Origin of the sequence: Ramlibacter sp. (assembly GCF_028291745.1) — a bacterium.
In the GTDB taxonomy this organism is placed as follows: domain Bacteria; phylum Pseudomonadota; class Gammaproteobacteria; order Burkholderiales; family Burkholderiaceae_C; genus Ramlibacter.
On the sequence record NZ_JAQGNQ010000043.1, the window covers coordinates 1 to 6,288 of the forward strand.

Here is a 6,288-nt window from a genome sequence, read left to right on the forward strand (position 1 = left end):
CACGGACGGCTTCATCGGCGACCGCCTGACGGTGAACTGGCAGTACGCCCCGACGCTGGACGTGCGGGCCCGCCGCTATCGTTTCCGGATCCTGAACGGCTCGGTGTCGCGCTTCCTGGCGCTGGGCCTGGTCAAGGAATGCCTGGGCAACCTCTGCGAGATGCCCGGCCCCTCCGGTTCCGGCAAGTCGTACAAGCGCATCCCGTTCCACATGGTCGCCAACGACGGCAACCTGATGGAGCACACGGTGCCCTTCGACGGCTCGATGGACCTCGACGGCGACGGCAACTTCGTGGAGCACAACGCCGTGCTGCCCGCGCAAGGCATTGCGGAGCGCTACGACATCGTCGTGGACTTCGCCAAGAACGGGGTGAAGGCGGGCGACAAGCTGTTCCTGATGAACACGATGCACCACGACACCGGCATCCTGGCGAAAGTCCGGATCCCGCTGGCGGACATCCTGTCCGAGAAGTACAAGCCGGTGCTGAAGACCAACTCCGACGGCACCCAGCAGTGGGATGCCGGCGATCCGACCGTGGGCAAGATCATGCAGCTCAACGTCAAGGCTTACGCCGGCGTCGACCAGAGCATGGACCCGACCCAGTACGAACCGGCCCACGCCGGCAAGCCGGTCGGCAAGACGATGATCCCGCTGTGGCTGCACCGTGAGGATCCGGCCGACATGGCCAAGCTGCAGACCGCGGTCCACCGCAGCTTCGACTTCGGTCGTTCGAGCGGCACGGACGCGAGCCCGTGGACCATCAAGTCGGACGGTGGCCTGGCCTACAACATGGACCCGCGTCGCCTGAGCGCTTCGCAGCAGTTGTCCACGGGGCCGACGGACGCCGGCTCCACGGGTGACGGCACCCTGCAGATCTGGACGCTGTCTTCGGGCGGCGGCTGGAGCCATCCGGTGCACGTGCACTTCGAGGAAGGCATCGTCCTCAAGCGTGACGGCAAGGCGCCGCCGGAGTGGGAAAAGTGGGCCCGCAAGGACGTGTATCGCATCGGGGGCGGTGAAGACAACACCGGCACCATCGAGTTCGCGATCCACTTCCGCGAGTTCGCCGGCACCTACATGGAGCACTGCCACAACACCCAGCACGAGGACAACTCGATGCTGCTGCGCTGGGACATCGAGTTCCCCGGCCAGTTCCAGGTGATGGCAACGCCGATGCCGACGTGGGATGGCGTGGAATATGCACCGTCCGTGGGGATCCCCACGTTCCGGACCGGCGACGCGCTGGGCGTGCAATGAACTGAGGCGACCCTGAGGAGAGCATGAAGTCCGGCGGGTGGACGGCAGCCGAAAGGCCGCCGTCCACCCGACCGGTTCTTCCAGCCCTTCTTCCACTACTTAACAACCCTAGGAGGAACTACAGTGATCAAGTCCCGCGACCTGCTGCGTGCCGCCACCGTCGTCGTGATGCTGGCGGGCATCTGGAACGTCACCCCGTCGCACGCGGCCAACGGTTCGCAGAATTACAACCCCTGGGGCAAGAGCTACTTTCCCAACGTGCCGCTCACCACCATGGACGGCAAGCCGGTCAAGTTCTATGACGACCTGATCAAGGGCAAGGTCGTCGCGGTCAATTTCATCTTCACCGGCTGCACGGCCTCCTGCGGGATGGAGACGGCGCGCATGCGCCAGGTGCAGCAGCTGCTGGGCGACCGCGTGGGCAAGGACGTGTTCTTCTACTCGATCACGATCGATCCGGACAACGACAGCCCCGAAGCGCTGAAGGCATATGCCAAGAAATTCGACGTTGGCCCCGGCTGGACCTTCCTGACCGGGGACATCAAGGACATCGACATGCTGCGCAGCAAGTTCGGTCTCTACAAGCCGCCCCAATTGGTGGATGGACAGATCGACCACGACCTGAGCATGATGATCGGCAACGACACCACCGGCCGCTGGCAGAAGGCGTCGCCGATGGAAAACCCGGAGGTGCTGGCCACGCAGATCGGCAGCTGGCTTTCCAACTGGAAAGGCACGCCGACGCACCAGAACCCCTCGTATGCCAAGGCGCCGGTGCGGCTGCCGCAGCTGTCCAAGGGCGAGGAACTGTTCCGTACCCGCTGCGCCACCTGCCACACGGTGGGCATCAACGACACGCCGATGGCCAAGACCATCGGCCCCGACCTGACCTATGTCACCAGCAGCCGCGATCGCAACTGGCTGGTGCGCTGGATTCGCGAACCCGATGTGATGCTGGCAGAGAAAGACCCACTTGCGATGACTCTCTATGCCAAGTACAACAAGCTGGCGATGCCAAACCTCAAATTGAAGGACGGCGAAATCGAATCCCTGCTCTCGTTCATGGAAAAGGGAGCTGCCGCGATGGCGGCGAAGAAGTAAAGAGTCGAGGAGAGGCATCATCGGAACCCCACTGCTCCACGCGCTGCCCGAGATGGGTGGCGTAGCCGCCGGTTTGCTCAAGGCGGCGCGCGAACGCGCCGCCGTCTCCGGCCGGCGGGTGATCGCCGAACTCGAGGAAGTGATGGGCCACGAGCCCGCCAGCTTCCTGCGAGCGGTGGCCACCACCCTGCACTACCCCTACCTGCCCAGCGACGCGCTGTTCGCGACGACGCCGGACTTCGGGGTGATTCCCCTGGCCAAGGCGCTGCAGCGCGAATGCGCGGTCGTGCGCCTGGCCACCGGCCAGAAGGTCGGCGTCATCGCCGATCCCTTCGACAGCGCGCTGGTCGCCTGGCTCGATGCCCGCCTCGACGGCGCGCCGCTCTACCTGGCGCATCCCGCCGACCTCACCGCGCTGCTGGCCCGGCACGAGGAGGACTTCCGCGCCGTCGACAACGTGACCGCCGGCAACGAGGAACACGACGCCTCGTCCAACGAGTCGATCGAGAACCTGTCGCTGGTGCGCATCAACGAGGACTCCAGCGTCGTCGTCAAGCTGGTGAACTCCACGCTGTACGACGCCCTGAAGGCGCACGCGAGCGACATCCACCTGGAGACCACCGACACCGGCCTCGTGATCAAGTACCGGGTCGACGGCGTCCTGAACAACGTCAGCCGCATCCCCGGCGCCGAGACCGCCGAACAGGTCATCTCGCGCATCAAGGTGATGGCCGAACTGGACATCGCCGAGCGCCGCGTGCCGCAGGACGGCCGCTTCAAGGTCGCCATCAAGGGCCGCCAGATCGACTTCCGCGTCTCGATCATGCCCAGCATCTTCGGCGAGGACGCCGTGCTGCGGATCCTCGACAAGCAGGATCTCGCCAGCGGCGGCCAGGGCGTGCGCCTGGTGTCGCTCGGCTTCGAGGAAGACGCGATCAAGACCATGCGCCGGCTGGCGCGCGAACCCTACGGCATGGTGCTGGTGACCGGTCCCACCGGCAGCGGCAAGACCACCACGCTGTACGCGATGATCTGCGAGATCAACAACGGCCAGGACAAGATCGTCACGATCGAGGACCCGGTGGAGTACCAGCTGCCCGGCGTGCTGCAGATCCCGGTGAACGAGAAGAAGGGCCTGACCTTCGCCCGCGGCCTGCGCTCGATCCTGCGCCACGACCCGGACAAGATCATGGTGGGCGAGATCCGCGATCCCGAGACCGCGCAGATCGCCATCCAGTCCGCGCTGACCGGCCACCTGGTGTTCACCACCATCCACGCCAACAACGTGTTCGACGTGATCAGCCGCTTCACGCAGATGAACGTCGACGCCTACAGCTTCGTCTCCGCCTTGAACGGCATCCTCGCGCAGCGCCTGCTGCGCCAGGTCTGCCCGACCTGCGCCGAGCCCGTGCAACCGAGCGACGCCGAATTGGCGGACGCGGGTCTCACGCGCGAGGGCACCAGCGGCTTCAAGTTTCTCCACGGCAAGGGCTGCGGCCGCTGCCGCGGCACCGGTTACCGGGGCCGCACCGCGATCGCCGAGATCCTTCTTCTCGACGACGAATTGCGCCAGCTCATCATCGACCGCGAGCCGATCGCCCGCGTCAAGGAAGCGGCCCGCAAACGCGGCCTGCGCTTCCTGCGCGAATCGGCCGTGTCCCAGGTGGCAGCAGGACTGACCACCTTGCAGGAGATCAACCGTGTCACTTTCGTGGCGTGATCGCTATACCGCGGTGCTCAGCCCCGAGCGCGTGGCGCTGGTGCGCCGCCGCCGCGGCTGGGGCACCCAGCCCGAACTGCACTCGCAGGCCGACTGCGTCTCCAGCACGCCGCAGGCGGCCGTCGATGCACTCAACACCTTGCTGGCCGCGCCCACGGTCAGCGCCGGCGAGCTGACCCTGGTTGTCTCCAGCCACTTCGTGCGCTACCTGCTCGTGCCCTGGCAGGCGCAGATCGGCCAGCCGTCCGAGCTGGCCACCTTCGCCGGGATCTGCTTCGACGACACCTTCGGCAACGACTCCGGTGGCCGCGAGATCATCGTCGGCCGCGAGCGCGCACCCAGCGGCCGCATCGCCGCCGGCCTGGACACCAGGTTCCTGCACGCGCTGCGCACCGCGGTGGCCGCGTCGCGCCTGCGCCTGGTGTCCGTGCAGCCCTACCTGGTTGCGCTGTTCAACCGCGTGCGCCCGTCGCTGGCGCGGCGTGACTTCGTGTTGCTGGTGGCAGAGCCCACCCGCAGCTGCCTGCTGCTGGCCACGGGCGGCTGCTGGCGCAGCCTGCGCAACACGGGCGCCGCCGCCACGCCGGAGGAACTCGCCAACCTGGTCGAACGCGAGGTGCAACTGGCCGGCCTCGGCGAGCAGGACATGCCGCCCGTGTTCGTGCACGCGCCCGGCCAGCACGACCTGCAACTGCCCTCCTGCGCCGGCGTCACGCCCAGGCAGGTGACAGTGAAGCGCGGCGCAGCCGCCGCTTGCTCCGATCCTTTGCTCGCGATGGCGTTGATGGTGGCCTGACATGCGCAAGCTCCAAATCGATTTCCAGCGCCGCCCCGCCCCCAGCGCGGGCGGCTGGTTGCTGCTCGCGGCCGGCCTCGTGAGCACCGGTGTCTCCGGCCACCTCGGGTGGCAAGAGCAGCAAGAGCACGCGGGCCAGGCGGCCCGCCTCGCGCGCCTGCACGCTCCCGGCACGACCGGCGCCAGCGCGGACGCGAGCCAGCAGCAGGACGAGCCCGCCGTGGTGGCGGCGCGGCAGCAGCTCGAGAAAGCCAAGCTGCCCTGGGACAACCTGTTCTCGGCCCTCGAATCCGCGGACCAGACGGACGTCGCGCTGCTGGCGATCGCGCCCGAGCCGCTGCGCCAGCAGGTGAAGATCCACGCCGAGGCGCGCAACTTCGACGCCATGCTGGCCTTCCAGCGGCACCTGCAGATGAACACCGGCCTCACGCAGGTGGTGCTGACCGACCACACCGTGGTCAAGGACGTGCCGGAAAAGCCGGTGCGCTTCCACATCGTTGCGAATTGGGGGACCTCCCATGTCAGTCCGTAAGCTTGCGGTCGCCGAATCGCTGCTGGCGCTGCGCTGGCCCGGCCTGCTCGGCACGCTGCTGCTGCTGGGCGGCATCGGCTACGGCGTCGGCATGCTGCGGCCGATGCACGAAGAGACGCTTGCCATGCAGGCGCGCGCGCTCAAGTCCGAACGCCTGGCCGATGCCGTGCGCAAGGGCACCAAGGCCGCGCCGCAGACGGCCGCCGGCCGACGCGAGCAGTTCTATGCCGGCCTGTCGGAGCAACAGCAGGTGACGCAGCGCGTCGATGGCATCTACGCCGCGGCCACCGCCGAAGGCCTGGTGCTGATGCACGGCGAGTACGCGGGTGCCGACCTGCCCAAGGCGGGCCTCGCGCGCTACCGCATCGTGCTGCCGGTGAAGGGCACGTACGGGCAGGTGCGCCGCTTCATCAAGACGGCCACCGCCACCACGCCCGGCCTCGCGCTGGACGACCTCAATCTCGTGCGGCAGAACGTGGCCGATCCCCAGATCGAAGCCCGCGTGCACCTGTCGCTGTTCCTGGTGAAACGATGATGAACCGCAAGCGCCTGCTTTTCTGGAGCGCCTTCCTCGGTGGCGCCGGCCTGCTCGCGGTCGGCCCCGACTTCATCAAGACGGCCGCGCCCGCCCCCGACGTCGCGCTCGCCCGCGAACCGGCGGCGCGGACCACTGCCACGGCGACGGCCGCGCGTGCCTCCGTGGCTGGCAAGTCCGCGGGACCGGCGCTCGAGCCGGTGGCGGTCGTGGCGTTGGCCACGCCGACCGCCGCACGGCCCACGGCAGCCAGGAGCAGTGACGCATCCCCGTCGCCCGCCGATGCGGCCGCCGCCGCGCCGGCGCCCGAACTGTTCGCCGTCAAGAGCTGGGTGCGGCCGCCACC

At 67.8% G+C, this 6,288-nt stretch carries 6 protein-coding genes and 1 pseudogene; all 7 read left to right on the forward strand.

What is annotated here, in order from left to right; genetic code table 11:
- Positions 1-1,258, forward strand: a 1,258-nt coding sequence (locus JWP60_RS06365; protein WP_299787953.1) for a multicopper oxidase domain-containing protein, incomplete at its 5' end; no start/stop codon positions are given.
- 123 nt (positions 1,259-1,381) lie between these two features.
- Positions 1,382-2,359 (forward strand): SCO family protein, encoded by a 978-nt coding sequence (locus tag JWP60_RS06370; RefSeq protein ID WP_299787957.1) that lies wholly within the window; start codon positions 1,382-1,384, stop codon positions 2,357-2,359.
- 52 nt (positions 2,360-2,411) lie between these two features.
- On the forward strand, positions 2,412-4,079 hold the full coding sequence (locus JWP60_RS06375; protein ID WP_299787960.1) for a GspE/PulE family protein: 1,668 nt from the start codon (positions 2,412-2,414) through the stop codon (positions 4,077-4,079).
- On the forward strand, positions 4,060-4,875 hold the full coding sequence (locus JWP60_RS06380; RefSeq protein ID WP_299787963.1) for a hypothetical protein: 816 nt from the start codon (positions 4,060-4,062) through the stop codon (positions 4,873-4,875). The genes JWP60_RS06375 and JWP60_RS06380 overlap by 20 nt, the downstream gene beginning before the upstream one ends.
- A gap of 1 nt (position 4,876) precedes the next feature.
- Positions 4,877-5,407 carry a hypothetical protein gene (locus JWP60_RS06385; protein WP_299787966.1) on the forward strand — a complete coding sequence of 177 codons (531 nt, stop codon included), beginning with the start codon at positions 4,877-4,879 and terminating at the stop codon, positions 5,405-5,407.
- A complete protein-coding gene (locus JWP60_RS06390) occupies positions 5,394-5,942 on the forward strand; it encodes a hypothetical protein (RefSeq protein WP_299787968.1) in 549 nt (182 codons plus the stop codon). The genes JWP60_RS06385 and JWP60_RS06390 overlap by 14 nt, the downstream gene beginning before the upstream one ends.
- Positions 5,939-6,288: pseudogene (locus tag JWP60_RS06395) on the forward strand (hypothetical protein); the annotation flags it as partial. The gene JWP60_RS06390 and the pseudogene JWP60_RS06395, both read left to right, overlap by 4 nt.